This is a genomic window from Nonomuraea insulae, from assembly GCF_042656245.1.
Genome location: NZ_JBHSPA010000023.1, coordinates 428,180 through 453,009 on the forward strand (window position 1 = coordinate 428,180; position 24,830 = coordinate 453,009).

The 24,830-nt window shown below is 70.1% G+C and carries 28 protein-coding genes; 14 read left to right on the top strand and 14 right to left on the bottom strand.

Annotated features, from left to right (window positions below):
- Window positions 1–580: 580 nt before the first annotated feature.
- Window positions 581–1,816, top strand: a complete 1,236-nt coding sequence (locus tag ACFPZ3_RS19640; protein WP_379515592.1) for a prolyl oligopeptidase family serine peptidase — start codon at window positions 581–583, stop codon at window positions 1,814–1,816.
- A gap of 304 nt (window positions 1,817–2,120) precedes the next feature.
- Window positions 2,121–2,534: an STAS domain-containing protein gene (locus tag ACFPZ3_RS19645; RefSeq protein ID WP_379515593.1), complete on the top strand. Its 414-nt coding sequence runs from the start codon at window positions 2,121–2,123 to the stop codon at window positions 2,532–2,534.
- Window positions 2,535–2,579: 45 nt separating this feature from the next.
- Here the strand turns inward: ACFPZ3_RS19645 and ACFPZ3_RS19650 are convergent, their stop codons facing one another.
- From ACFPZ3_RS19650 to ACFPZ3_RS19660, 3 genes are all read right to left on the bottom strand, one after another.
- A complete protein-coding gene (locus ACFPZ3_RS19650) occupies window positions 2,580–3,794 on the bottom strand; it encodes an RNA polymerase sigma factor (protein ID WP_379515594.1) in 1,215 nt (404 codons plus the stop codon).
- Window positions 3,794–4,210, bottom strand: coding sequence for a YciI family protein (locus ACFPZ3_RS19655; protein WP_379515595.1), 417 nt, complete (start codon window positions 4,208–4,210; stop codon window positions 3,794–3,796). The genes ACFPZ3_RS19650 and ACFPZ3_RS19655 overlap by 1 nt, the downstream gene beginning before the upstream one ends.
- Before the next feature lie 130 nt (window positions 4,211–4,340).
- On the bottom strand, window positions 4,341–4,790 hold the full coding sequence (locus ACFPZ3_RS19660; protein WP_379515596.1) for a MarR family winged helix-turn-helix transcriptional regulator: 450 nt from the start codon (window positions 4,788–4,790) through the stop codon (window positions 4,341–4,343).
- A 218-nt stretch (window positions 4,791–5,008) separates the two neighbouring features.
- Between ACFPZ3_RS19660 and ACFPZ3_RS19665 the strand changes: the two genes are divergently transcribed.
- Both ACFPZ3_RS19665 and ACFPZ3_RS19670 read left to right on the top strand, forming a co-directional pair.
- Window positions 5,009–5,935: a quinone oxidoreductase family protein gene (locus tag ACFPZ3_RS19665; RefSeq protein WP_379515597.1), complete on the top strand. Its 927-nt coding sequence runs from the start codon at window positions 5,009–5,011 to the stop codon at window positions 5,933–5,935.
- A gap of 23 nt (window positions 5,936–5,958) precedes the next feature.
- Complete coding sequence (locus ACFPZ3_RS19670; protein ID WP_379515598.1) at window positions 5,959–6,186, top strand: hypothetical protein; 228 nt, start codon at window positions 5,959–5,961, stop codon at window positions 6,184–6,186.
- A 207-nt stretch (window positions 6,187–6,393) separates the two neighbouring features.
- Here ACFPZ3_RS19670 and ACFPZ3_RS19675 read toward each other — a convergent pair whose 3' ends face one another.
- Together ACFPZ3_RS19675 and ACFPZ3_RS19680 are read right to left on the bottom strand one after the other, a co-directional pair.
- The gene (locus ACFPZ3_RS19675; protein ID WP_379515599.1) at window positions 6,394–6,735 is read right to left on the bottom strand and encodes a DoxX family protein; all 342 of its coding nucleotides are present in this window, start codon (window positions 6,733–6,735) and stop codon (window positions 6,394–6,396) included.
- A gap of 181 nt (window positions 6,736–6,916) precedes the next feature.
- Complete coding sequence (locus ACFPZ3_RS19680; RefSeq protein ID WP_379515746.1) at window positions 6,917–7,798, bottom strand: sigma-70 family RNA polymerase sigma factor; 882 nt, start codon at window positions 7,796–7,798, stop codon at window positions 6,917–6,919.
- 110 nt (window positions 7,799–7,908) lie between these two features.
- Here ACFPZ3_RS19680 and ACFPZ3_RS19685 point away from each other — a divergent pair, with 110 nt between their 5' ends.
- Complete coding sequence (locus ACFPZ3_RS19685) at window positions 7,909–8,199, top strand: hypothetical protein (protein WP_379515600.1); 291 nt, start codon at window positions 7,909–7,911, stop codon at window positions 8,197–8,199.
- Between the two features lie 426 nt (window positions 8,200–8,625).
- On the opposite strand, the gene ACFPZ3_RS19690 is transcribed toward ACFPZ3_RS19685, so the two are convergent.
- Entirely contained in the window at window positions 8,626–8,841 is a 216-nt protein-coding gene (locus ACFPZ3_RS19690; protein ID WP_379515601.1) for a hypothetical protein, read from the bottom strand.
- A 201-nt stretch (window positions 8,842–9,042) separates the two neighbouring features.
- Between ACFPZ3_RS19690 and ACFPZ3_RS19695 the strand changes: the two genes are divergently transcribed.
- Window positions 9,043–10,227 (top strand): DUF2786 domain-containing protein, encoded by a 1,185-nt coding sequence (locus ACFPZ3_RS19695; protein ID WP_379515602.1) that lies wholly within the window; start codon window positions 9,043–9,045, stop codon window positions 10,225–10,227.
- A gap of 149 nt (window positions 10,228–10,376) precedes the next feature.
- Here the strand turns inward: ACFPZ3_RS19695 and ACFPZ3_RS19700 are convergent, their stop codons facing one another.
- Window positions 10,377–11,060 (bottom strand): helix-turn-helix domain-containing protein, encoded by a 684-nt coding sequence (locus ACFPZ3_RS19700; RefSeq protein WP_379515603.1) that lies wholly within the window; start codon window positions 11,058–11,060, stop codon window positions 10,377–10,379.
- A gap of 149 nt (window positions 11,061–11,209) precedes the next feature.
- Here ACFPZ3_RS19700 and ACFPZ3_RS19705 point away from each other — a divergent pair, with 149 nt between their 5' ends.
- From ACFPZ3_RS19705 to ACFPZ3_RS19715, 3 genes are read left to right on the top strand one after another with little or no spacing between them, the layout of a single operon-like run.
- Entirely contained in the window at window positions 11,210–12,415 is a 1,206-nt protein-coding gene (locus ACFPZ3_RS19705) for a cytochrome P450 (protein WP_379515604.1), read from the top strand.
- Window positions 12,416–12,420: 5 nt separating this feature from the next.
- Window positions 12,421–13,440 (top strand): ATP-binding cassette domain-containing protein, encoded by a 1,020-nt coding sequence (locus ACFPZ3_RS19710; RefSeq protein ID WP_379515605.1) that lies wholly within the window; start codon window positions 12,421–12,423, stop codon window positions 13,438–13,440.
- Window positions 13,437–14,195, top strand: a complete 759-nt coding sequence (locus ACFPZ3_RS19715) for an ABC transporter permease (RefSeq protein WP_379515606.1) — start codon at window positions 13,437–13,439, stop codon at window positions 14,193–14,195. The genes ACFPZ3_RS19710 and ACFPZ3_RS19715 overlap by 4 nt, the downstream gene beginning before the upstream one ends.
- Before the next feature lie 49 nt (window positions 14,196–14,244).
- On the opposite strand, the gene ACFPZ3_RS19720 is transcribed toward ACFPZ3_RS19715, so the two are convergent.
- Window positions 14,245–15,060, bottom strand: coding sequence for a class I SAM-dependent methyltransferase (locus tag ACFPZ3_RS19720; protein ID WP_379515607.1), 816 nt, complete (start codon window positions 15,058–15,060; stop codon window positions 14,245–14,247).
- An 87-nt stretch (window positions 15,061–15,147) separates the two neighbouring features.
- Between ACFPZ3_RS19720 and ACFPZ3_RS19725 the strand changes: the two genes are divergently transcribed.
- Window positions 15,148–15,630: a GbsR/MarR family transcriptional regulator gene (locus tag ACFPZ3_RS19725; RefSeq protein WP_379515608.1), complete on the top strand. Its 483-nt coding sequence runs from the start codon at window positions 15,148–15,150 to the stop codon at window positions 15,628–15,630.
- Between the two features lie 465 nt (window positions 15,631–16,095).
- On the opposite strand, the gene ACFPZ3_RS19730 is transcribed toward ACFPZ3_RS19725, so the two are convergent.
- Genes ACFPZ3_RS19730 through ACFPZ3_RS19740 form a run of 3 tightly spaced genes read right to left on the bottom strand, consistent with a single transcriptional unit; the run spans window position 16,096 to window position 19,426 of the window.
- Window positions 16,096–18,540: an ABC transporter permease gene (locus ACFPZ3_RS19730; protein ID WP_379515609.1), complete on the bottom strand. Its 2,445-nt coding sequence runs from the start codon at window positions 18,538–18,540 to the stop codon at window positions 16,096–16,098.
- Window positions 18,537–19,232, bottom strand: a complete 696-nt coding sequence (locus tag ACFPZ3_RS19735) for an ABC transporter ATP-binding protein (RefSeq protein ID WP_379515610.1) — start codon at window positions 19,230–19,232, stop codon at window positions 18,537–18,539. Before ACFPZ3_RS19735 ends, ACFPZ3_RS19730 begins: the two co-directional genes overlap by 4 nt.
- Window positions 19,229–19,426: a hypothetical protein gene (locus ACFPZ3_RS19740; protein WP_379515611.1), complete on the bottom strand. Its 198-nt coding sequence runs from the start codon at window positions 19,424–19,426 to the stop codon at window positions 19,229–19,231. Before ACFPZ3_RS19740 ends, ACFPZ3_RS19735 begins: the two co-directional genes overlap by 4 nt.
- Window positions 19,427–19,593: 167 nt before the next feature.
- Between ACFPZ3_RS19740 and ACFPZ3_RS19745 the strand changes: the two genes are divergently transcribed.
- Both ACFPZ3_RS19745 and ACFPZ3_RS19750 read left to right on the top strand, forming a co-directional pair.
- Window positions 19,594–20,805: a histidine kinase gene (locus ACFPZ3_RS19745; protein WP_379515612.1), complete on the top strand. Its 1,212-nt coding sequence runs from the start codon at window positions 19,594–19,596 to the stop codon at window positions 20,803–20,805.
- A complete protein-coding gene (locus tag ACFPZ3_RS19750) occupies window positions 20,802–21,455 on the top strand; it encodes a response regulator (RefSeq protein ID WP_379515613.1) in 654 nt (217 codons plus the stop codon). Before ACFPZ3_RS19745 ends, ACFPZ3_RS19750 begins: the two co-directional genes overlap by 4 nt.
- Window positions 21,456–21,497: 42 nt before the next feature.
- Here ACFPZ3_RS19750 and ACFPZ3_RS19755 read toward each other — a convergent pair whose 3' ends face one another.
- Window positions 21,498–22,085 carry a TetR/AcrR family transcriptional regulator gene (locus tag ACFPZ3_RS19755; RefSeq protein ID WP_379515614.1) on the bottom strand — a complete coding sequence of 196 codons (588 nt, stop codon included), beginning with the start codon at window positions 22,083–22,085 and terminating at the stop codon, window positions 21,498–21,500.
- A gap of 115 nt (window positions 22,086–22,200) precedes the next feature.
- On the opposite strand from ACFPZ3_RS19755, the gene ACFPZ3_RS19760 reads away from it, so the two are divergent.
- Complete coding sequence (locus tag ACFPZ3_RS19760; RefSeq protein ID WP_379515615.1) at window positions 22,201–22,878, top strand: class I SAM-dependent methyltransferase; 678 nt, start codon at window positions 22,201–22,203, stop codon at window positions 22,876–22,878.
- Here the strand turns inward: ACFPZ3_RS19760 and ACFPZ3_RS19765 are convergent.
- Window positions 22,875–23,180 carry a hypothetical protein gene (locus ACFPZ3_RS19765; protein WP_379515616.1) on the bottom strand — a complete coding sequence of 102 codons (306 nt, stop codon included), beginning with the start codon at window positions 23,178–23,180 and terminating at the stop codon, window positions 22,875–22,877. The two genes, ACFPZ3_RS19760 and ACFPZ3_RS19765, sit on opposite strands and share 4 nt — an antisense overlap.
- A 6-nt stretch (window positions 23,181–23,186) precedes the next feature.
- On the opposite strand from ACFPZ3_RS19765, the gene ACFPZ3_RS19770 reads away from it, so the two are divergent.
- A complete protein-coding gene (locus ACFPZ3_RS19770; protein WP_379515617.1) occupies window positions 23,187–23,282 on the top strand; it encodes a hypothetical protein in 96 nt (31 codons plus the stop codon).
- A gap of 54 nt (window positions 23,283–23,336) precedes the next feature.
- Here the strand turns inward: ACFPZ3_RS19770 and ACFPZ3_RS19775 are convergent, their stop codons facing one another.
- Window positions 23,337–24,821, bottom strand: a complete 1,485-nt coding sequence (locus ACFPZ3_RS19775; RefSeq protein ID WP_379515618.1) for a hypothetical protein — start codon at window positions 24,819–24,821, stop codon at window positions 23,337–23,339.
- Window positions 24,822–24,830: the final 9 nt, after the last annotated feature.

The window sequence follows — 24,830 nt, forward strand, 5'->3', positions numbered from 1 at the left end:
ATTCCGTGCTGAGGTTGATCCAGGTGGTGTCGACGTGGCCGGCGCGGCCGGGACCGGCGAACTTCGTCCCGGGGGGCGTGCCGGGAGGGAGCAGGGGGGCGATGTGGGCGGCGTCGGGCTCGTAGCCGTGGGCGCCTGGTCTGCAGGAACTCGCCGAGCTGTCGTTTCGCGTCCATGGCTCTCAGTATTCTCGCCGGTCCGAAACCCAGCCACACCCTGCCAGGGAGAGGCACGGCGGGTGCGGCGCTGTCGGGACGAGAGAGCACACCACTGTTCTCCTTCTGGACGGTATGAGTTACGTTCGCTTCGAAACGCCAACTTCCGGCGGGTCAACGATCGCGTTCCGCATCGGCCCCGACGAGCGGCGCTACTGAAACGCGGCGGCCGGGGGCTGGGTGACCGACCCGTCGACATTCAACGTCCGGGCCGGCGGCGACTCCACCGCGTCGCTGCCGACCACTTCGAGGTCACAGCCGGATGGCAACCAACCTCATGGCGAAACCGACCGATCAGTTCGTGCGGCACCGGCCTCGCCGAGCGCATCAGCCGTAAGGCATCGAGACAGGGAGGTCCCACCATCATGACCATCAGTCGCCGCAACGTCCTGGCCACCGGCGCGGGCGCCGTCGCCGGCCTGGCCCTGCCCGGCGCCGCCCGCGCCGAAGACCACTCCACCACCAGGGTGAGCTTCGTCCTCAACGCCGAGACGCTCGACGGCGGCGAGCAGATCGTCTCGCTCACCCTCAACACCTCGCGGCTCGGGCCGATCGACCCGGCCGGCCTGACCACCGGCACCTTCACCGTGCATGCCAAGGCCACCAGCCCGATCCCCATCGCCCCCGGAGACCAGATCTTCAGCGAGTACGACCTCGACCGCGCGGTGACCGCGGCACGGCTCGACCGCCACGGCGACATCGTCCTCGATCTCAGCTACGCCGAGGGCCAGATCGGCGGCGGCACCCTCGGCTACATCCTGAGCCGCGGCCGCAACGTCCGGCTCGACCTCGCCTACACCATCACCCAGAACACCCCTCTGGTTCTGAGGCGCGGCCGGCCGGTCACCATCACCCGGTTCGTGCAGGGCCGGCTCGCCAACCCCGAGGTGGACGCGTTCGGCTACGACACCTCCGGCTCCGGCCTCAAGTACCGGCTCTACTTACCCGCCAGGCACGGCCGGCATCCGCTGATCGTCTGGCTGCACGGCGGCGGTGAAGGCGCCTCCCTGCCGGACGGCTACTACGACAACGAGACCACGCTGCGCGCCAACCGCGGCGCCCTCGGATTCGCCACCCCGCAGGCGCAACAGATCTTCTCCGGCGCCTACGTCGTCGCCCCGCAGAGCACCTCCGCCTGGATGCAGGACGGCCCCCGCTTCGCCCCGCTCATCCGCCAGGTCATCCGCGAGATCGTCCGCGAGCACCCCATCGACACCGACCGCCTCTACGTGGCCGGCTGCAGCAACGGCGGCTACATGAGCATGAAGATGACCACGGTCTACCCCACCTTGTTCGCCGCCTCCGTACCGATCTGCGGAGTCGTAGCCGGTGACCCGCCGCTGATCCCCGACGCCGAGCTGGCGAAGATCAGCACCCCCAGCTGGCTGGTCGCCTCCCTCGACGACGACACCGTCGATCCCCAAGCCAACACCGTCCACGCCCACGACCTCATCCCCGGCGCCGAGATGACCCTCTACGACCACGTCATCTGGAACGGCCACACGTTCAGCGGCCACTGGTCGTGGATCTACGTGGCCCGCAACGACCCGAGCATCCGGGGAACCCACATCTGGCAATGGATGGCCCACCAACAACGCTGACCCGCACAGCCGGCACGACTTCAACCTGCGGCCGGGGGGTCTTCATCACCACCCCGGCCCCGGTCAGCGCCCCGACAGAGGCGCCCGCGCCCAGCTCGTCCTTGCGCGCATCCCGCACCAGCCGTTCCAATTCCAGCAGCTCCCGGGTCTCGCCCTCGATGGTCCCACTTTGGTCTGGGCCCGCTCCGGATACAGCTTGACGCGCGACGGGTGCGCCACACCGATCTGCTCGGCCACATAGCCTGATCTGGAGCGGTTCTTCTATCTGGACGCCCCGGCCCCGGCACCGAGGATGATGGCCTTCATGGATGAGCAGAGCGACTCCACCGAGCGCTTCACCGTCACCATCAGCCTGCACGAGGACTACATCGTCGCCCGCGTGGCCGGCGAGCTGGACTACCAAACCTCAGAACTGCTGCACCGCCAGGTGAAGGACGCCTGGGAGGCCACGCACCCCCTGGGCCTGGTCATGGACTTGAGCGGCGTGACGTTCTGCGACTCCATGGGCATCGGCGTGCTGGTGCTCCTCCTCAAGCAAAGCCGCGAACAGCACAGCAACCTGGCCCTGTCGAACATCCCGCCCCTGCTGGAGCGCATCTTGACGATCACCGGCCTGCGCACCGCGTTCCAGGTCGAAGCCTCAGTGGAAGAGGCCGTCCAGACAGTTCAGGCACCGCCCCAACCTGACCCGCCGAAGACGACCAACGCGGATGGCTGACCCCCAGCGCCATCCTGACCATCAAGACCGGTCGAGGTGGAGAAGTCAGCCCAGCGCGGCCGCCTTGCGCAGCAGCACTGAGCGTTCGCGCTGGTTGGCGCACAGCCGGGCCGCCAGTTCCAGCTCGGCGCGCGCTTCCGGTCGCCGTCCGAGCCGGGCCAGCAGCTCACCGCGTACGGTCGGAACCAGGTGCGAACCGGGGAGCCGGTCCGAGGCGATCAGCTCGTCCACGATGGCCAGGGCTTGCGCCGGTCCCGAGGCCATGGCCACGGCGACGGCCCGGTTGAGCTCGACCACCGGCGAGGGCGCGACCCGGCCGAGCGCCTCGTAGAGCACCACGATCCGGTCCCAGTCGGTCGCCTCGACGGAGGGCGCCGACGCGTGGGTGGCGGCGATCGCGGCCTGCAGGCCGTAGGGGCCGAGGCCGCGGGTCGAGGCCTTGGCCAGCGCGGCCAGCCCACGGCGGATCGCCGAGAAGTCCCACCGCCGCCGGTCCTGGTCCTCGAGCAGGATCGGCGAACCGTCCTGGCCGGTCCTGGCCGGGAAGCGCGCGGCCGTCAGCTCGCACAACGCGAGCAGGCCGTGCACCTCGGGCTCGTCCGGCTGCAGCGCGGCCAGCGTGCGGGCCAGCCGGATCGCCTCGTACGCGACGTCGGGGCGCAGCAGCCGGTCGCCCGACGTGGCCGTCGACCCCTCGGTGAAGATCACGTAGAGGACGCTGAGCACGCCGCCCAGCCGTTCCCGGCGCTCGCCGGCCGCCGGCAGCTCGAACGGCACCCCGGCCGCCGCGATCGTCTTCTTGCCCCGGGTGATGCGGGCCTGCACGGTCGGCACGGATACGAGGAACGCCCGCGCGATCTCCTCGCTGGACAGACCGCCGACCACGCGCAGGGTCAGCGCCACCCGGGCCTCCGGGGAGAGCACCGGGTGGCAGCTGACGAACATCAGCGCCAGGACGTCGTCGTCGATCTTGTCGGGGTCGATTTCCTCGTCGACCGCCGGGTCGGCCGCCAGCAGGGCGTATCGGTCCTGGAGGGCGGCCCGGCGGCGGATCGTGTCGATCGCCCGCCGCCGGGCCGTGGCCATCAGCCAGCCGGCCGGACTGGCCGGAGGGGCAAGCGGCCATGACACCAGCGCCTCGGCCACCGCCTCCTGGGCCGCGTCCTCGGCCAGCCCGAAATCGCCGGTGAACCGGGTCAGCGTGGCGACGATCCGCGCCGACTCGATCCGCCAGACGGCCTCGACGTCGGCCGTACCCATCAGATCTGGTCGCCGCTCTCGCGCCCAGCCCGTTCCTTGACGATCCGCTCGTTGTCCTGCGGGACCTCGTCGCTCCCGGCCACCCGGCGGACCTCGATCTTGGACCCGGGGACCGCCGGGACCCGCTTGGCCCACTCGACCGCCTCCTGTTTCGAGGCGACATCGAGCAGGAAGTAGCCCCCGAACAGTTCCTTGGTCTCTCCGTACGGCCCGTCAGTGACCACCGGGGGCTCGCCGCTGAAGTCGACCACGACGCCCCGGTCCGGAGTGTCCAGCCCTTCGGCCGCGAGGAGTACACCGGCCTTGAGCATCTCCTCGATGAACCGGCCGGTCGCGGCCATCGCCTCGTCGATCGAAGCCATCATGGCCGCGTTCGTCTCATCGGTGCCCCGCATGATCAGCATGTACTTCGGCATCGCGTTCTCCTCGTCCAGCGGGGCCGTCTCTCGACCTTCGCACCCACAGGTCGAACGAGCGATCTGCGGATCGACACAGTCCCGAAGAAATCTCTCACCACGACGCAGACATCAGGAACAGTCCGTAGCCCTATTCGACCACCGGCTCCGGTACGGCAGGTGTACGCGACGAGCGGGCCGAGACGACCTCCAGCAGGTTGACGAGCTGATCGAGCTGTTGCGGGTCCAGGCGGCCGGCCGCGGGCGCCAGGGCACGCCGGATGTCGTCCTCCACGCGTTTGGCGAGTTCGAGCCCGGCCGGGGTCATGAACACCTCGACGACCCGGCCGTCCTCGGGGTTCTTGCCGCGGGCCAGCAGCCCCCGGTACTGGGCGCGGTCGACGAGGCCGGACAGCGTGGACTTGTCCAGGCCGAGGTAGGCGGCCAGTTCGGTGACGCGGGCGCGGCGATCGCGGAGGATGCCGAGCACTCGTAGCTGGGTGAGCGACAAATCGTGCTCACCGCCGATGCGGGTCAGGACGCCTGCCACCTCGAAGGTGGTCCGGACCAGAGCGTCCAGGGCATCGTCGGTGGTGGTCATGCCGTCATGCTAACCCGGCATGGTTGGCAATACCAACCATGCCGGGGCGGAGGAAGTCGGGCACCGCCGCCGTCCGGGGACACCCTCGCGAGCGATCCGATCCTGTGCCAGGTGATCGACGGATACGGCACCACTCACACCAGGCCGGGTTGACATGGTTTGTATTCCCAACCATCATGAAGGTTGTTGGTAATACAAACCATCTCCTGGAGGTCACCATGCACGCTGCCGTCATCCCGGCCGCCGACGCCCCGCCGGTCTATCGCGACCACCCCGAGCCTGCGGAACGCCACGGCGACGAGCTGGTCGTCGAGGTCCTCGCGGCCGGCCTGCACCATCTGACCAGAGCCAAGGCCAACGGCTCGCACTACTCCGGCAACGGTGTGTACCCGCTCGTCCCCGGCGTCGACGGCGTCGTACGCGACAAGGAGGGCAACCTGCGCTACGTGGCCCTGGACGACACCCCTCTGGGGACCTTCGCCGATCGCACTCTCATCGACCCTCGCCGCAGCGTGATCCTGCCCGACGGCATCGACCCCGTACAGATCGCCGCCGCGATGAACCCGGCCATGTCGTCCTGGATCGCGCTGCGCCGACGCGTCGACTTTCACGCGGGCCAGCGCGTCCTCGTCCTCGGCGCCACCGGCAACGCCGGACGGATGGCGGTCCAGATCGCCAAGCTGTTCGGCGCCGCCCAGGTCATCGCCGCCGGCCGCGACACCACCCGGCTGAAGGCGCTGACCGCGCTCGGCGCCGACGAGACGATCACCTTCGACCAGATCGGCGACGCGGCCGACGTCGACGTGGTCATCGACTACGTGTGGGGCGAACCCGCCGCCGGCGCCATGATCCCGATGCTCACCGCCCGCGCCGACCGCACCGCCCCGCTGACCTGGATCCAGATCGGATCCATCGCCGGCCCGACCGCGCCGATCCCCTCCGCGGCCCTGCGCTCCACCCGCCTGCAGATCGTCGGCAGCGGCATCGGCTCGGTCCCCGCCCGGGACATCCTCGCCGAACTGCCGGAGCTGGCCTCGGCGGTGGCCGCGGGCGCGATCGACGTACGGGCCCGCGCCGTACCCCTTGCCCAGATCGCGCAGGCGTGGACCGCCCAGACCGACGACCGCATCGTCTTCGTCCCCTGACCGTCACCTTCGAGAAGGAAGCCATGACCGTGTTGAGCAGCAGCAGCAGACGGGCCCTGGTCGTGGGTCTCGGCGTCAGCGGTATCGCCACGGCGATCGGTCTGCGGCGCATCGGCTGGGATCCGGTGATCGTGGAGAGAGCGCCGGGCCGTCGATCGGGTGGTTACTTCGTGTTGTTCGGCGCCGGCCAGGCCGCGGCGCGGCGGCTCGGCATCGGCGCCGGGGACGTCCCTGCACCCGCCGGTCGGTAAAGGCGGATGAGGAGATCGGGGTGCTGCTCGGCCTGGCCCGGCACGCCCGCGACGGCCTTGCCGATCCGGCTTCCGGCCCGAGAAGGCATGAGGATCGGTGAGGCGCCGGGGCTGTGCAGACAGGACATGCACCTGCTGCTGGACTATCGAGTATTGAGCTGCCGGCAGGAGGGGCCGCATGTTCACCTCCGGCGGCGGGCTGTGCCGTCAGGCTGTGGCTCCCAGCGCGAGGGCGGCGACAACCGGCACGAGGTACAGCAGCGGGTAGGCGACAGTCGCGTAGGAGCGTGCGCGGAGCACAGTGACGACAGCCCCGACGAAGTACAGAACCAGGCCGATTCCGGCCAGGATGCCGATCACCGGCACGAACAGGCCGGCCAGCAGGCCCGCTGCTCCCGCGGCCTTGGCGGCACCGAGCCAGGGCCACCATGAGCTCGGGACACCGTACGATGCCAGCGGTTCGACGACCCACGCGGCGCGAGTGAGGATGGCGTAGGCGGAGAAGGCCACCCAGGCGGCGGCGAGAACGGTGACGATGATGTGAACCATGTGGGGCGTTCCTTGCTTCAGTGACGCTGGGCCGGGGCCGCAGCGGCGTGATCGGTGAATCCGTCACTGCCTTGACCCCGCGTCCTTCAGCGATGTGACCGCCGGCGAATATGACGTGCGTCACAGGCAAGGAGCTCGGCGGCGGGAGGTGAATCCCCAGCGATTCACCTCCCGACCCCCGTCAGTCGAGGACTGCCAGATTGAGTCGATCGAGACGATCGGGTTCTGCGATGACGTCGATAGCGGTGATGAGGCCGTCGACGATCGTGAAGGTGAGTGCCACACGCAGGTGGCTGTGAGGAGCCATCACGAGGCCGACGGCACCGTCGAGCAGGGCGGGTCCAGTGAACTGGGCCCGCTGCATGGCGGCCATCGCGCCCTTGGCGACGGGCTCGGCTCCGTGGACCATGACGGGCTCGGCGGTCAGCATGACGGCCGTGTCCGCCCGGAGCATGACATCGGGGTGGAGCAGCGTGATCAGCGCCTGGAAATCCCGGCCGCGGGTGGCGGACAGGAAGGCTTCGACGATCTCCCGCTGTCGGCTCAGATCGACGTGCGGCGCGGGTGCGGCACCCTTGACGCGGCGGCGGGCACGGCTGGCCAGTTGCCTGGTCGCCTCCGGTGATCGCTCCAGCATGGGGGCGATCTCCTCGAACGGCACGGCGAACAGATCGTGCAACACGAAGGCGAGCCGCTCGGCCGGACTCAGGGTGTCGAGCACCACCAGCAGCGCCACCCCCACCGAGTCGGCCATCACCACCTCTTGCTCAGGATTTCCGGTGGAGGCGGGGCCCAGCAACGGATCAGCCGCCTGGATGTCCAGCGGCTCCTCATGGCGGTTACCGCGCGAACGCAGCATGTTCAGGCACACCCGAGCCACCACCGTGGTCAGCCACCCGGCGATGTTCTGCACCTGGCCGACATCGGCACGGCTGGCACGCAACCAGGCGTCCTGAAGCGCGTCGTCGGCCTCGCTCAGCGATCCGAGCATCCGATAAGCCACCGCGCGCAGATGCGAGCGATGCTCGGCGAACCGCTCTGTCAGCCAGTGATGTTCGTCCACGTCACATTCCTCCATCAACCAGTGTCGAAGGAGAACGATACTTATCGGACATATCGACATACGACCTACGGAGGAGTCGTGACGTCACCCATTCCGGACGAGCTGCTCCGGTGACCCGCTTCACCAGCGGATTCACCCGCTGGATCGAACAACGTCTCCTCCACGACGACCCCGACGACCTCACCGAGGCGATCGGGTTCCTCGCCCGCGCCGAAGGCCTCTCACCTGACATGGCAGACCACGTCGCGACCATCACCGGCACCATGGCCAGTGACGTCATCGCCGCCTACCAAGCCGACAACACCGAGTGGGCCGGCACCCAAGCCACCTTCGACCGCCCCGACCTGACCGCCCTCGACGACCATCTCGACACGGTCGCGTACTGCCGCCACCCGGCCTGACAGTGCTCCGCGGAACGCGTCCACAGCGACGACTTCACCGGACTCAGCCCGACCTGGGAAGCCCCCTGGCCGGCACGGACCTCTCCCTCCGCCGCCGGCCGGGTGGGGCCGGAGCACGCGTCGGCACCAAGATCCAGCCTCCGCCCCGTCGACCTCCCGACGATCCCCGGCACGACAGTGACGGCCGGCCAAGCCGCGGTCTTCGTGCGTGGCAGATCCCACCGGGAACCGTACGCGCTCGGTTGGGCCTTACTGGCCGACCATCCGCGCCTGCATCGCCGGCGACTTCGCCCGGCGCAAGGGCGGCGGGTTTCCCCGTCGAGGCGTGGCCCCGGTTCGGCGTGCCGATCCGGGTCAGCTCGAGCCGGTCGAGTTTGTGCAGGCGGCGCTCCAGCGACCTGCGAATACTCAGAACCCCGCAGACTATTACGCGAGGGAGTCGAGACGCTTGCGCCCCTTGTCCGTCAACGACGCCAGGTGCACTCCTACGCCGAAGCTGGTGAGGCCCGACCTGGCCGCTTTCGTGAACTCTGCGATCACCAAGTCTGACGGGAACTCCTTGGCCAGGACGTCATAGGCTGCGAATCCGTGGTCCCGGACGGCGGCGAGGATCATGTCCGTGTTCAGCTCGGAGTGTTCCACGATCTCCTCCAGCAGGTCGCCTTACCCATTACAGTCCCACCGTCTGCCGAGACCTGTCATCCTCAACGACTTTCTCGGTATCAGTCCCAGCTTCTCCGCGATGATCGAGACCCGCTCTTCACCTCCGCCTTCCACCGCGCCGGGGTCGAGGCTCCGTCGCGGTAGGGTTCCGGCGTACTTTCTTCAAGATGGACGGTATGTGTGAGTAAGGCTGATGAGCTGATCGGCGCGGCGATGGAGGCCCTTGCCCGTGAGGATGAGGCAGCCTTCGATTCCGCCGCCGCCTTCCTGGCCGACCGGGACGACGCCGATCGCGTGCTGGTGGAGGTTGTGGCCCGTGCGATCTCGGGGTTGTGGCGCAACGGCTGGCAGCCCGCCGACGTGGTCAGGATCGCGGCCAGGCGGCTGAGCGACCGGCACGGGCGGGCGGCGGCTGACCTCATCGCCTGGGAGATGCGGACCTACGCGCCGGCCACGGTGGATGAGCGCTGGCGCGACCAGCTCGCCGGCCTGGAGGCCGCGGTGTGGTGGAAGGGCGGCTACCTGGCGGCGCGGCAGGCGCGCGACGGGGCCGGCCGGCTGGTGACCGTCTCCGGTGTGCTGGAGCTGCTGGGGTTGCTGACCGGGCTGCCGCGACTGGAGTCGTTGAGCCCGCGGCCCGGGACCGCTCGCCGTACGGTCCAGGCGCGCTCGCACACAGTCAGCGAGAAGACGTTCGCGCGGGTACGGGCGCTGCTTGCCAAGGCGGAGTCGACGACGTACGAGGCGGAAGCGGAGACGTTCACGTCGGCGGCGCAGAGCTTGATGGCGAAGTACAGCATCGACGCGGCGATGCTGGACGCGCAGCCAGGCGGAGGTGAGACTCCGGCGGGCATCCGGGTCGGCATCGACGCGCCGTACGAGCAGCCCAAGGCCGTGCTGCTCAACCTCATCGCCGAGGCCAACAGGTGCCGGGTGATCTGGTCGAAGGAGCTGGGGTTCGCCACCGTGCTGGGGTTCTGGGCGGACCTGTCCTGGGTGGAGGTGCTGTTCACCTCGCTGCTGGTGCAGGCGCAGAGCGCGCTGGTGAACTCGGGCACCAAGAAGCACGGCACCGGCCGGTCGAGGAACAAGACGTTCCGCCAGTCGTTCCTGTCGGCGTTCGCCTCCAGGATCGGGGAGCGGCTCGCCGAGGCCACGGCGGGTGCGGTCTCGCAGGAGAGCGCCAGCCGGGGCACCGACCTGGTGCCCGTGCTGGCGGCCCGCGAACAGGAGGTGGAGCAGGCGGTCGAGCGCATGTTCCCGAACCTGGTCTCGCACGCGATCCGCACGTCCTGGGACCGGGAGGGGTGGGCGGCCGGCCGTACCGCCGCCGATCAGGCCAGCCTCGGGGCGCGAGACCGATAGCGCCTCCTATCCCTGATGCGACGCTTATCACGGGCCAGGCAGAGCGCTCTGACCAGCCTCTATCCCTTCCAGCTGCTTCAAGCCCGGCGACCGGCGCGGGCCGACGCCGCTCACGTCCAGAAATCCGGGGCACACTCCCTGCGCTCTGATCACGGCGGGAGGTCGCGCCAGCGTTCGGCCGACGCCAGAGCGTCCAGGCTGATCCGCTCCAGGAACGCACCGCCCCTGGCCAGGCGGCCTCCCACGGGCGTGTCGATCCCGAGCGTCTCCCCCGCCGCCTTCGCGATCTCCGCCGCCGCGAGCGTCTGCCGCGAGCTGATCACCGTCGAGTGGTACCAGGCGTCGTCGTCGACCACGTAGATGTCGCGGCGCCGCTGCGGATCACGTTCGCGCCTGATCAGCCCCTGCTGGGTCAGGTAGCCCACCGCCATGGAGATCGAGGCGGGACTGACTTTCAGCCCGCGCGACAGCTCGGCCGCGGTGAGCCTGCCGTCCTCGCTCAGCCACAGGCCGATGAGCACGCGCGCCATCATCTTCGGCAGGCCCATCCCGATCGCCATCTCGACGGCTCCCTCTTCCACCTCGAAGACCTTGCCGTCCTGGGGTTCGGCCCCGGGCGAACGTGCCAGGGTGCCGCGCCGCGCCCGCCGCGCTGTCGCCTGGTGCGCCCGCTCGGGGCGATAGTCACTGGGGCCGCCGTTGCGGCCGACCTCACGGCTGATCGTCGAGGTCGGCCGGTCCAGCCGCCTGGCGATCTCGGCGTAGGAGCGGCCTTCGGCGAGGCCGGTCGCGATGCGCTGGCGCTCCTGCCGGGTCAACCTTCCTTCTGGCATCACACCATCATTGCGTTCGGCACCACACAATGCAATGTTTCATTGCATTCAGCTTCATCGCCAACGTATCAATTCATCGGCGTTCACCTGCACTTATAGGAATTGATTGATTGACAGAATTTCTGAAAGCAACGTAGCTTTCAATTGTGATGAACACGTACTATCGCGACGAGCCGGTCACTCCGTCCCTCGACCGCGCATCCGCCTGTCCCTTCGATCCCGCCCCTTCGCTCACCGCCCTGCGCGCAGAGCGGCCGATCGCCCGCCTAGCCGCGCCCGAGGGCGCCCCCGGCGTCTGGATGATCACCGGATACGACCTGGTCCGCCAGATCCTCGCCAACCCGCGGTTCAGCTCCCGCTACGAAACCCACTACCACCCCCTGGCGGGCGGGCACCTGCCGCCCGCCCCCGTCGGCGACCTGACCGGCATGGACGCACCCCAGCACACCCGTTTCCGCAAGCTGCTGGCGGGCAAGTTCACCGTCCGCAGGATGAACCTGCTCACCGAGCGGGTCACCGAGATCACCCGTGAGCGGCTCGACGCGATGGAGCGGCAGGGGCCGCCCGCCGACCTCGTCGAGGTCTTCACGCAGCCGGTCCCGGCGCTGATGATCTGTGAGCTGCTCGGCGTGCCGTACGAGGACCGTGACCGGTTCCAGAGCTTCACCCGGGCCCTGCCGGACGCCGGGGCCGCTGAGGCGCAGTACGCCGCGTTCGTCGAGCTCGGCGCCTACCTGCGGGAGCTCGCGCTCGCCAAGCGGGCCAAGCCGACCGACGACCTGCTCAGCGACCTGGCCGTCGGCGGCGACCTGACCGACGAGGAGCTCGGCGGCGTGGCCGCGTTCCTGCTCGGCGCCGGGCTCGACACCACCGCCAACATGCTCGCGCTCGGCACCTTCGCCCTGCTGCGCAACCCGGCCCAGCTCACCGCCCTGCGCGGCGACCCCGACCTGGCCGTCGGCGCCGTGGAAGAGCTGCTGCGTTACCTGTCCGTCGCCGCCACCGGTATGCGCGGCGTGCTGGAGGACGTGGAGCTCGGCGGCAGGCAGCTCACGGCGGGCGACACGGTCGTCATCGCGATCAACACCGCCAACAGGGACCCGGCCAGGTTCGCAGGCCCCGACGTGCTCGATCTGCGCCGCTCGGCCGCCGGGCATCTGGCCTTCGGCCACGGCGTCCATCAGTGCCTCGGTCAGCAGCTTGCCCGCATCGAGATGCGGGTCGCGTTTCCCGCGCTGCTCATCCGCTTCCCGACGCTGCGGCTCGCCGTACCGGCTGAAGACCTGTCGCTGCGCACAGACCCCTCGCAGGTGTACGGCGTGCACAGCCTGCCCGTCACCTGGGATCGAGGGTGAACGCGATGCGAACCTTCGTCTCGGTGACGGGGCTGCGTAAGTCCTACGGCGCCCACCGCGTCCTGGACGGCATCGACCTCACCATCCCGCAGGGCACCGTCTTCTCACTGCTCGGCCCCAACGGCGCGGGCAAGACCACCACAGTGCAGATCCTGTCCACCCTGATCAAGGCCGACGCGGGCGAGATCTGGGTCGCCGGGTACGACCTGGCCAAGGAACCCGACAAGGTGCGTGCCGCGATCGGCGTCACCGGCCAGTTCTCCGCGGTCGACAGCTTCCTCACCGGCGAGGAGAACCTGCGACTCATGGCCGACCTGCTCCACCTCGGCCGCGCCGAGGGCCGCAGGCGCGTCCGCGAACTGCTGGAGCGCTTCGACCTCACCGACGCCGCGCGCAAGCCCGCGGTCGCCTACTCGGGCGGCATGCGCCGCCGGCTCGACCTCGCCATGACCATGGTCGGCACGCCCAAGCTCATCTTCCTCGACGAACCGACCACGGGCCTGGACCCGCGCAGCCGCCGCACCATGCGGCAGATCGTACGGGACCTCGTCCGGCAGGACGGCGTGACCATCTTCCTGACCACCCAGTACCTGGAGGAGGCCGACGAACTCGCCGACCGCATCGCGCTGCTCAGCCAGGGCCGGATGGTGGCCGAGGGCACCCCTGAGGAGCTCAAGCGAATGGTCCCCGGCGGCCACATCGTCGTGCGCTTCGCCGACCCCGACGGGTACCGCAGGGCGGCCGGCCACGTCGGCGCCACCGCCGGCGACGACGCGGCGCTCACCGTCCAGATCCCCGACTCCGGCGGAGTCAGGACGCTGAGGAAGCTCCTGGAGTGGCTGGACACGCATGCCATCGACGTCGCCGAGCTGTCGGTGCACACCCCCGACCTGGACGACGTCTTCCTCACCCTGACCCAGGAGCCCTCCACCCAGAACCCCTCCACCCAGAACCCCTCCACCCAGAAGCCCTCCACCCAGAAGCCCTCGACCCAGGAGCCCTCGGCCAAGGAGCCCTCCCGATGAGAGCGATCACCGACTCGGCGACGATGCTGCGGCGCCAGGTCAAACACATCTGGCGCTACCCCACGCTGATCCTCACGTTCGCGTCCGTGCCCGTGGTGTTCCTACTGCTGTTCGTCTACGTCTTCGGCGGCACCATGGGCGCGGGCATCGGCGCCGATCGCACCGCCTACGTCGGTTACCTCACCCCCGGCATCATGATCACGACGATCGTCGGGGCCGCGCAGGGAACCGCGATCTCGGTGGCGACCGACATGACCGAGGGCATCATCGCCAGGTTCAAGACCATGGCCATCGCCCGCGTCTCGGTGCTCACCGGGCACGTACTCGGAGCGATGGTGCAGACGTTCCTCGCGATCGCCGCGGTGACCGTGGTGGCGCTGCTGATCGGGTTCCGCCCGTCCGCCTCAGTGCTGGACTGGCTCGGTGTGGCCGGTGTGCTGGCCATGTTCACCTTCGCGATCACCTGGCTGTCGGTCGCGCTCGCCATGGTCACCAAGAACGTGGCCACGGCCAGCAACCTGCCGATGCCGCTGATGCTGCTGCCGTTCCTCGGCAGCGGCTTCGTCCCGACCGAGTCGATGCCGGCTGGTTTGCGCTGGTTCGCCGAGCACCAACCGGCTACCCCTGTCATCGAGACGCTGCGCGAGCTGCTTACCGGACGTCCGGCCGGGTCCAGCTTCCTGGAGGCGGCTGTGTGGAGCGCGGGCATCGCCCTGGTCGGTTATCTGTGGGCACGCAGGCTCTACAACCGGTGAGGTTCACCGGATTCGGTCCGGGATCATACAGGTCACGGCAGGTTCTTCGTCAGAACCGGAAGCGCACGATGCGGGTGGATCGTTTCATGCCCGGCAGCAGGTTCATGAGGCGGTACGCGCGGCGAATGTTCGCGGGGGCCTTGGCCGTCAGTATCGGTGAGTCGTTCATCGGCGCCTCGTCGACGTATTCGAGTCGCGGGTGCCAGTTGGCCAGCTCGGCCGGGTCGTTGAAGCCGCTGTGGAACCGAGCGCCGTATTTGCGCAGCGTGGGGTCCCATTTCGAAGTGCGCCACGCCCAGACCGGCACCGTGTCGATCTGGATCTGGCCGGCGGGGAAGGCGTCGACGACGCTGGTCAGCAGCCGCCGGACGTCGGTCTCGGTCAGGTAGGGCACCAGTCCCTCGGCGATCATCAGCACCGGCCGGTCGTGGGAGACGCGTTCCAGCCAGGCCAGGTCGGTGACGCTGGAGCCGATCAGGGTGTAGTGCTCGCGCGGCGGCAGGAATCGTCGCCGTAGTTCGATGACGGAGGGGTAGTCCAGGTCGTACCAGTCGACGGTGGCGGGCGGGTCGATCCGGTACACCCGGGCGTCGAGGCCGCACCCCAGGTGCAGGACCACCGCGTCGGGATGGTCGGCCAGGAAGCTCCGGGCCCAGTCATCGTGGGCCTTGGCGCGGACCACGGCCGCGAGGCCCAGCTGGCTGGTGCCGAATCTGCGCTTGTCGTAGCCGGGGTCAAGGCACTGCATCACCTGCTCGGCGTATTCGTCGCCGAGGATCGGGTCCGGTAGCCGGTTGTCCAGTGCCTTGGCTTTGAGGACGGGGCTGAGGGTCTTCTGCACTCCGACGAGTTCGGTCTCCTTCACAACAGCGACGGTACTCTCATTTCACGAATTTCGTGAAGTGTTGGAATAGCCTAAACTGTGAGGCTCATGACGAGGAGGGGAGCCGCGGTGACGCGAGCGTACGAGGGCGCCATCGCCGGTTTCAGGGAACGGTTCGCGCAGATCATGGTCGAATCCGGCATGCCCAGGATGGCCGCACGCGTGTACGCCGCGCTGCTGGTCACCGACTCCGGCAAGCTGTCGGCCGCCGAGCTCGCCGAGCAACTGCGCGTCGGCGCACCGGCGATCTCGGGGGCGGTCAAATACCTGGTGCAGGTGCGGCTGGTCGAACGTGGCCGCGAACCCGGTACGCGGCACGACTTCTGCCGGATCCACGAGCACACCTGGAGCCACTTCATCAGCCAGTCCGACCCGATGCTGGTCCGGGTGCAGGCCGGCGCCGACGAGGGCACCATGCTCCTGGGTCTCGACTCCCCCGCCGGGCGACGGCTGGACGAGACCAGCCGGTTCTTCGCGTTCATGCGCGAAGAGATCAAGCAGTCGATGGCGAAGTGGTCGCGGCTCCAGGCGGCCGAACGTGACGCGGGCTGAACGGTCAGCAGGATCTCGCCGAGCGGGCTGCCCGGCTCGTCGGCGTCCTCCACGAGCCCGCCTGCCTCCGGAGCCGACCATGACCCCCCGCCCCGCCCTCACCTCTCACCGCCCTGCTGATCGCCGGCGCGGCCGCGCTGCTGACCGCCTGCTCGGCCTAGGTGCGGTGCGGGCCGTGCGGGGGGAGCGGCGTGCAACTCCTGATGGAGGGGACGGTCGCGGTGCGGGGGCGCACGTACGAGGTGTGCGACCGGCGCGGCGCCTGCGAGTAAGGCGAGCTGCCTGCGCCCCCGGCCGCACCCGTTCTCGTCGTGTTCGTCCCGCTGCCAGGAGAGGCCGCCAGCCATTCGCGCCAGACGATCGGCGCCGTGATCCGCGACGGCGGCGGCCGGATCGTGGGGCGCGGGCAGAGGTGCGTGATGGTCGGTCCCGTCGGGTCCCACGGCACGATTGAGGACCGGGTGCTCACAGGTAGGCGAGGGCCTCCCTGACCGTGATGCGGGAGGCGCGCGTGGCGGCCGCTTCGGTGGCCAGCACCGCGCCCAGCACCGCGAGCAGGAGCCAGATTCCGGCCGCCGGGGCGGAGATCCGGTAGGGCAGGGGCGCGCTCATGAACAGGTTGCCCAGCCCGGCGCCCATGAGCCAGGTGAGTACGAGCGCCGGCACGATCGCGGCCACGCAGCCGGCGAGCGCCAGGAAGACGCCCTCGGCGACGACGACCCTGCGCACGGCCCGGGGGCGGGCGCCGATGGCGTGCATGATCCCGAATTCCCGGGTCCGGTCCAGCACGTTCGCCCCCATGGTCGAGGCCAGCCCGATGACTCCGAGCACGCCCAAGGGCACGGCGATCCCCAGCAGGACCAGCAGCAGCGGCCCCATGTGCCCGGCGTCGACGGCCTGGCCGCGGCTGATCGAGGCCGCCGACTTGACCGTGAAGCCGGCGGCGGTGACCGCCCTGCCGACGGCCGCGGCGACAGCGTCACGGGTCGCCTCATCATGGCCTGAGGTGAACACCTGGAGCTGGTTGACCTCCTGTGGCCGCCCCGTGGCAGCGGCCAGGCCCTCCGCCGTCACGTACACACTGGTGCCACCCCGCTCCTCGACCACCCCGGCGACCCGCCACGACGTCGACCGCCCGCCGACGAACAACCGCACGTTGTCCCCCGCGGCGAGGCTCGGGACGGTGTTCTTCCTGGTGGTCTGACTGATCACGACCGCGCCGGTCTCGCCCGGGTACAGCCAGCGGCCTTCCAGGATCGTCGGGCTGGGGTACGTGGTGGCGTCGCGGGCGAGCGCGGTCAGCGTGATGCGGCCGTGTCCCTGGTCGGGGTAGGTCCGGGTGACAGGGAACCCGAGCGGTCCGGCCAGCCCGACGGGTTCGGCGTCGAGCCCTTCGACGCGGGTCACGCCCGGCACCCGCCGCACCGCGTCGATGACCGTGCCCGCCGTGGCAGGGCCGCTCAACCGCACATCGACATCCCAGGTACGCCGCGCCGCCTGCTCCTGCGAGATCGCGTCCGCGCCTGCTTCGAGGGACATCCCGGAGACGAACACCGCCCCCGCGGTCGCCAGCAACCCGACCGACAGCCAGAACCGGGCCGGTCGCCGCACGGTGTTGCGCAGTGCCATGAGCAGACCACGATCCAGCCGGGGCATCCGGCTGAGCCGGGCCAGGATGCCGCCGGTCGAGCTTGCCCCGGAGCCCGTGCCGCGGTGGTCGATCGCCACGCGTACGGTCGTCCGGCTGGCTCTGACCAGCGGCGGCAGCGCCATCAAGGGCGGCAGACCCAGCCCCGCGGCCAGGATCACCGCGTACGCCCACCAGGGCGCGGCGAGGCCGGCGGGCTGGATGCCGAGCATGGCGAGCAACGTGCCGAGGAACCCCCGGCCGATCACCACGGCCGGGGCCAGGGCGATCAGCGTGGCGACGGCCGCGACCAGCAACGTCATGACGAGGTAGAGCCGCCCGATGGCGCCGGAGCGGGCACCGATCGCCTTCATGATGCCGATCTGCGGGATCTGCTGGGTGAACAGGGTGTTGAGCATGTTCGCCACCAGGATCGTGCTGAGCAGCAGCGCCGCGGCCCCGCCCGCCATGAGCGACAGCAGCAGCACGTCCGACTGCCACTGGTGCGGATGCGCGTACGGCTCGGGCACCTGGATCTCCGCGACCGTCAGACCCTGCTCACGTCGCAGCCAGTCGCCGATCCCGGTGGCCGCGGCCACCACGGCGTCACGGTCCCGGCTCGGCTCGCGTCCGCCCGGGCCGGCGATCTGCAGCTTGACCTGATCCAGCAGCACCGGCTGCCCGACGGAGGTCGCCGACAGGTACCCGCGTCCCCGCTGCTCCTGGGGCGAAGGGGCGAGACTGGGGTCGTAGACCGTTCCCGCCACCCGCAGCGGCAGCGGCCGCCCGTCCGGTCCCCGGACGGTCACCGAGTCTCCTGCCACCACTCCGAGCAGCGCGAGTGAGTCCCCGCCGAGCAGGATCTCCCCTGGTGACGGCGGCCAGCTTCCCTCCTGCCCGACGTCGAACCTCACCATCCGCATCGGATCATCCGCCGCCGCCACGAACACCTGCAACGGAATGTCCAGAGCCTTTCCGCCTACCTCCACCGCGCCCTCGAACTGCGTCCGCCCGGTCGCCTCCAGCACGCCCGGCCGGGTACGGGCGGCGGCCGTCACCGTCCTCATCCGCTCGGGGGTGATGCCCTGGTCGAGCACGATGGTCGCCGAGGCCGGTTCGGTGCTCATGTACGCGCCGCTGGTCTCCCTGCCGATGGCGGCCCAAGCGCTCAGCATGCCCCCGAACACCGTCAGGCTGACCGCGATCGCGACCACCATCAGCACGAACCTGGACCAGCTCGCCCGTAGGTCACGGAGCAGCTTCACCCGCAACAGCCCGCTCATGCCCGCGCCCCCGCCCGGTCGCCCTCGTCGGCGACGACGCGCCCGTCCACGAGCGTGATCTCGCGGCCCACGATGGCCCTGATGTCACGTTCATGTGAGACGACCACGATGGTGCGGCCCTCGGCGTTCAGCCTGGCGAACACGTCCAGAACGGCCTGCGCCGTATGCGAGTCGAGGTTGCCGGTGGGCTCGTCGGCCAGCAGCAACGGCGGATCGTTGGCCAGCGCGCGGGCAATGGCCGCGCGCTGCTGCTGGCCGCCGGACAAGGTGGACGGCAGCTTGCCGGCCTGGTCGGCGATGCCGACCCGCTCCAGCAGTTCCAGCGCCCGGTCTCGGCGCCGCACGGCCGGGATCTTGCCGGCGAAGTCCATCGGCAACATCACGTTCTCGGCCACCGTCAGCGTGGGCAGGAGCTGGAAGAACTGGAACACCAGCCCGACGTTGCGCCCCCGCCACTCGGCCAGCCCGGACTCCGACAACCCACCGAGATCGGCCCCCGCCGCCCGCACCGTACCCGACGTTGGCCGGTCGATCCCGGCGAGCAGGTTGAGCAGAGTCGTCTTGCCGCTGCCGGACCGCCCCACGACGGCGACGAACTCCCCCGCCTCGATCGTCAGGCTGAGGTGATCGACCGCCACCACCTCGCCCTCACCCAGCGGATACCTCTTGACCACGTCACTGATCTCGATCATTCGTGAACCCCCTTCGGCGGAGCGTGACCGCCGGCGGGTGGTGGGCTGCTCGCGCCACCCCCGTGGCTGGGGATCTGATGTCCCAGGCCGCCACCGCCGACGAGCATCATGGCGATGACGAGCAGGATCACGACGGCCGCGACGATCGCGGCCATCTTCACCCAGCGGGGAGCACCCTCACCGGTTCCGGCCATGTGCGCGCCCCTTCCGTACGCTGTCACTGTTGGCCGCCAAACTACGAACGCCGCATCCCGCGCCGAAACGCCCCACGAGCGGGTCTTCGGCATCCCCATTCCGTGGAGGCGGATCCCCCTGTGGGGCGACTCGGGCCGAGGACCTCGGGCGTTACGCTGGCCGTGCCATGCCATCGACGGCCACAGCCCGTTCACGGGCACTCCTCGACGCCGCTTTCACGGTCGCCGTGTTCGTCGTCTCGCTGCTGCTGCTCGCCCACGACGGCCCCATGTCGATCCGCGGGGGTGCCCGCGAGCTCGACCTGCTCGGTGTCGTGCTCGTGGCCTGCGCCGCCGTGCCGTTCGCGCTCTGGCGGCGCTTCCCGCTGAGCGTCTTCGCGGCGGCGGCGGGGGTCAGCGTGCTGTTGGCGGGTTTCGGCTATTCGACCGGACTGTTGCCGGGGCCCGTCGCCGCCCTCTACCTGCTCTCCGCCAACACGCGGTGGACGGTACGCAGCGCCACGGTGGCGGCCGGGCTGCTCCTGGCGTACCTGGGAGCGGCCGCGTACGCACAAGAGGCCGTTCCCGTAGTCGGGCTCGTCCATACCGCGCTGCCCTGGGCGGCGGCATGGTTCGCAGGGGAACGCACCCGGCTGCGACGCGAGCAGGTGGCCGAGTTGCGGCGACGCGCCGTGGACGCCGAGCGCGAAGCGGCGGCGGAACGCCTGCGCGCGGTGCGTGAGGCCGAGCGCGAACGCCTGCACGCGGTACGCGAGGCCGAGCGGGAACGGCGGCTCGCCGTCGCGGAAGAGCGCGCCCGGATCGCCCGCGATCTGCACGATTCAGCCGGCCACACGATCAGCCTCATCGCCGTCCGAGCAGGCGCCGCCCGGCTGCGCCACGACGAGGCCGGAGCGCTGCGGTCCCTGGAGGCGATCGAGGAGCTGGCCAGGCACACGGCGGCGGAGCTCGACCAGCTCGTCGGCTCCTTACGCGAAGACGACCCGGAGCCGGCCACTCCCCTCGGGCTGGCCTCGCTCGACACGCTGATCGCTCACCACGCCGCGGCGGGACTGCGGGTGGACCTCGACGTCACGGGTCCGGCCCGGCCGCTCGGCGGCACCTCCGACCAGGCCGCCTACCGCATCCTCCAGCAGGCCCTCGCCAATGCGGCCCGCCACGGCACCGGAGACGCCCGCGTCGGCCTCGACTACACCGGCCGGGAATTCACCCTCACCGTCACGAACCCGGTAGCTGGAACACCCTCTCGGACGAACGGGCACGGCGTGATCGGCATGCTTGAACGAGCCACCCTGGCCGGCGGCGGCCTCGACGCGACCAGGCTGGAGAGCACCTACCGCCTCCACGCGCGGCTCCCCTATGGAGGACACCGGCCATGACTCGAGTGCTGATCGCCGACGACGATCACCTGATGCGGGCCGGGCTGATCGAACTGCTCACCGCCGACCCCGGCATCCAGATCGCCGGGCAGGCCGCCACGGGTCACGAGGCCGTCGAGCGGGCCGGGAGGCTCGCCCCCGACGTCGTCCTCATGGACGTACGCATGCCCGATCTCGACGGCATCGCCGCTACCAGGCAGCTCTCCCGTACGGCGCCGGAGGTGAAGATCCTCATCCTCACCACGTTCGAGCAGGACGACTACATCTTCAGCGCGCTGCGCGCCGGCGCCTCGGGATTCCTGCTCAAGCGCGCCCGCCCGGAGGAACTGATCTCCGCGGTGCACACCGTCGCCGCCGGAGACGCACTGCTGTCACCGTCGGTGACGCGGCGCGTGATCGACCGCCTGGCGCAGCAGCCCATCCCCGCACTCGCCGACCAGGCTCGGCTCGGCCTGCTGACCCCACGCGAGCGCGAAACCCTCGAACTCATCGCCAGGGGCCTGTCCAACCGCGAGATCGCCACCGCGCTGGTCATCGAGGAATCGACGGCCAGAAGCCATGTGAAGCGCATCCTGATGAAGCTGGGTCTCCGCGATCGCGTACAAGCCGTGATCTTCGCCTACGAGACCGGCATCAACCGGCCACGCTGAAACATGCGGCCGACCGCCGGATCGGTCGTGCGCACCATCCGCTCAGTGCCGTCCTCCCCCAGCCTGACCGCCGTGTCCGGGGTGTCGCAGCTCCGCTCGTACGCCGGGCAGGACGGCGGCGCGGAAGGCGGCGTTCAGCTCGGCAGGTGAGGCGGTCGTCTCGCCGTCCACCCAGGCCCGCAGCAGCCCCATGAACGCGCTGACCACGCAGATCACCAGCAGATCAAGTGAAGCCGACACCTGGCCGCCCGCGGCGATGAGCTCGCCCCTGACGGCGGCGGCGAGCAGTTGCTCACCCCGCGCGTGCACCAGCCCGCCACTGCGCTTGCCCATCAGCGCCCGCACGAGCCGCTCCTGCTCCCGCACGTGCTCGAACATCGGCCGGCTGAACGCGAACAGCTCCCCCGCCCCATCCGCCGGCGCGGGATGCAGGAACGTCAGCTGCTCGAGGTTGCTGAACAGCACGTCCTGCTTGTCGGTGAAGTGGGCATAGAACGTGGACCGGCCCACGTCAGCCTGGTCGATGATGTCGGTGACGGTGACCGCGTCGTACCCCTTCTCCAAGATCAACGCTACCAGCGCCTCCTGGATCAGCCGCCGCGTCCGCCGCACCCGCCGGTCTCCGGACACTTCCCCGCCCTCTGTTCGGTACGGCACACCACGGCCGATCTGCTCGTTGACCGCCTCCCATTATGAACGCATGATTCGTAACCGAACACATCGTTCGGAAATGAGAGGATCCGCCATGGGTCTGGGAAAACTGCTGCAGGGCCACCACGCGCACGCGGACGGGCACATCGATGGGGGCGGCACCATCGATCGGCCGCGAGCCTACGAGGCCTTCGTCTCCATCGCGTTCCTCGGTGCCCGCCGTACCGCCTTCACCCGCCTCGCCACCGCCGCCCGGCCACGACCCGGCGACCACATCCTGGACGTCGGCTGCGGCACCGGCTACCTCACCCGGATCCTCTCCCCCGTGGTCACCCCCACCGGTCACGTCACCGGCCTCGACCCGTCCTCCGCGATGATCGAGCACGCCACCGGACGAGCCCCCGCGAACTGCACCTACGTCGTCGGCGAAGGCCAGAGCCTGCCCTTCCCCGACGGCTCCTTCGACCTGGTGACCTCCAGCCTCGCCATCCACCACATGCCGGCCGAGGCCAGACCCGAGGCACTGCGGCAGATGTTCCGCGTGCTGCGGCCCGGCGGGCGGCTGCTCATCGCCGAGTTCCGCCCACCCACCGGGCATCTCGCCCGGCACCTCATCGGCCTGTTCACCGGCCCCGCCATGCGCCACGACCCCCGCGACCTGCTCGGCACGATGATCCCGGACGCCGGCTTCCGGGTGGAGGCCGAAGGCGATCTGCCGCACCTGATGTACTACGTCCGCGCGATTCACCCTTTGCCGACGGAAATCGGTTAGGGGTTCTGGAAGGCAACCTCAGGATTGGCAGGGGACGGGCCGTCCAGCAGTGGCCGGTGCTCGCCGTGCAGGTGCTGGTCGAAGAAGGCGCCCACGTACGAGGTGATGATCTCGCCCGACAGCGGCGCGGTGGGGTCGGTGATCCCGGCCTGCCCGCCCAGGATGGGCAGGCCGATGAAGGTGAAGTGGCCGGAGCCGGCCACGGTCAGCCAGCGCTTCCACTCCGCCTCATCGGAGGGGGCATTCTCCACCGTCTCGCATGCGACGCAGGTCAGCGTGCGGTCGAGCTTTCCGGCGGTCACTGGGTCGTGGGGTTCGGCTGCACGCAGGAGGCGGCGTCGGCAGGCGAGGACATCACGGAACGCGGGGGCTGGCGGGCCTGGCCGACGGCCGCCCGGCTGTGAGGATGGCGTCACCTGCGTACGTTCGCGGCCATGACCACGAGCGACCCCGGCGCGTCAGTCCGGGTCCGCGCCCACTTCCGCGCCCGTCAGCGACCCCGGCTCGTGGCGGACACCCTGGAGCCTGCCCCAGGCGCTCAGCTCCAGGCGCAGGATGTCCTGGTCGGCGGCGCCCCGCTCCCGCACCTCGCTCAACCGCTCCTCCAGCCAGAACAACGGCAGCTCGATGGTGAAGGGGGCACGTCCGCCGGCCTGTGCCGCCCGTCCCGAGCCGCTGCCCGCCACCGTGGTGAATCTGGCCGCCAGGTCGGCCTCCGGGCCGCTCGCCGGCGCGTCCTCGGCTGTGACGCTCCGCGCCGCGCCGGCCAGGGAGAGAAACCTGCCGGTGCCCGTGAACCGAACCGGGAGCAGGGTGGTGTCCTCGCCCCCATGAGCCCGGGCGGCGGTGATCGCCGCCGCCAGCTCGACCACGGTGACGCACCGCCGCGCGTCCTCGTGATCGGCCGCTTCTTCCGCGGCCAGCATGTCCTCGTACAGGCGGAGCACCAGAGGAGCCACCTGCTCACGGCCGATCCGGCGCAGACGGGTCTCGACTGTCCATCCCTTCGCCGCGGTCGGGTCGAGCAGCACCAGGTGCGGTCGCCAGTCCGCGTCGAAGCGGAGGTAGGCGCGCGTGATGGGCAGCCACTTCACCGCGGAAGGGTTCCGCAGGCGCGGGAAGGGCGGCAGAACGGGCGGCTGCCAGTCAGGGTCCTGCCCGGTGCGCAGCCGTTCCGCGTGGCGGTCGAAGAGCTCGTGGGCGCGGCGCCGGAAGTTGTCGTACTCGGTCTCGTCCGAGTACACCACCAGCAGCAACCCGTGTGGCCCTCGCCGCAGCAGCAGTTGTTCGAACTCCCACAGCGTGCCCTCCGAGTCGCCGGTGGCGAGCAGGACCATGCGGGCGTCGTCGATGAGGGACCGCACGGCCGGGCGCCACCCGTCCCACGGCAGGTACAGGCGGGCGGCTCCGGGCAGCGGCAGCCTCTCCTCGGGCCGGCCGACGGCGATGACCCGGCCCACCTGCCGGAACGAGCGGGCCAGGTTCTCCTCGACCGTGCTGGTGCGCGTGTCGACCAGGGATCCGCCGACCCGGTTGTGGCGGCTGAACGCGTGCCGCATCCGGGACCCGGTCTTGTCCGAGGCGAAGGGGCGCAGGTACAGGACGTACGGCACCCGCTTCGCCTCCTCCATCGTCGTCAGCACGGGCACACCGTGGCGCCGGCCCTGCCACCGCATCCGCCGGCCGAGCAGCAGCAGCGCGGCGCCCGCCACGATGATGGACGCGACGACGGCCAGGTTCGTCCAGTACACCTCGGACGAGGACGTGGGCGTGACGAAGATCGTCCTGGTGCGGTTGTAGGCGACGATGAACATCAGCGACCCGATGCCCGTCCAGGAGGCGCCGATCAGGCGCAGCGCCCAGCCCAGCAGCCGGTGCTGGCGCCGGAGCGGCCTCTCGAAAGCGGTGCCGTCCGCCGCGGCGCGGTCTTCTTCCTCCGTCATACGACAAGA